Source organism: Oleiphilus sp. HI0061 (genome assembly GCF_001635675.1).
Map to the genome: position 1 here is coordinate 1 of NZ_LWFE01000198.1, position 956 is coordinate 956.

A 956-nucleotide genomic window follows, 5' to 3' on the forward strand; every position below is an offset into this window, starting at 1 on the left:
AGAAGATAAACCGCTGGTTGAAGTGATTGGTGAGAAGGCTTGTGCTCAGCTATCTCCCTACTTGGCAAGAGTGCTTAGCGGGGAAGAAGTTCGATTAGATAAAGACATTGAGCTAGACCTTAGAACCGGCATGATCTACAGACAAGCAACCTACCTTCCGCAAATTAGAGAAGGTAATGTTGTTGGCTTTTTCGTCTTTATGAATGACCTGACGGAAAACAACAAAGCAATTAATACACTTCGTCGTTTGCACCTCATTACTGCCGACAGTGAATTATCAGTTGAAGAAAAAATCCAGCGAGTTTTGGCCTTGGGAAAGCAGACTTTCGAGTTACCTTTGGCTTTGGTCAGTCATATTCATAATCAGCGATATGTCGTTAAGTATTCCGACACTCCGAATGGTGAAGTAAAACCTGGTGATGAATTTGAACTGGGCATTACTTACTGTATCCACACCCTTAATGCCAATGGACCAACAGGCTTTGATCATGTAGAGAAAAGCTGCATTAATACGCATCCTTGCTACGAGGCTTTTGGCCTGGAAAGTTATATTGGTGTGCCGCTAATCGTGTCAGGTGAACGCTTTGGTACGCTAAACTTTTCTGGTCCTGAAGCACATGCCAGACCCTTTAGTGATGACGAATTTGAACTCATTCGTTTATTTGCCCAATGGATAGGTAATGAACTGAGCAAACAGCTTGTTGCAGAAGATTTAGCACGTCAGAAGACTTTACTGGAGTCGATGAGTCAGCAGGCCAGAATTGGTGCATGGGAGTGGGACATGCTGGAAGACCGGCTTTACTGGTCACTCATGACAAAAGAAATTCACGAAGTACCCGAAGGCTTTGAACCTGATGTCTCTACAGCGATCAATTTTTATAAAGAAGGTAGAAGTAGAGAGCTAATTACCGCCGCGGTGAACAAAGGTATTGAAGAAGGCATTGCTTGGCAAGAAG

1 protein-coding gene is annotated in these 956 nt (G+C 43.6%); it reads left to right on the top strand.

Features of this window, described 5'->3' with window-relative positions; translation table 11 throughout:
- The coding region (locus A3735_RS02325; RefSeq protein WP_156499340.1) for a GAF domain-containing protein at positions 1–956 on the top strand (956 nt) is incomplete at both ends.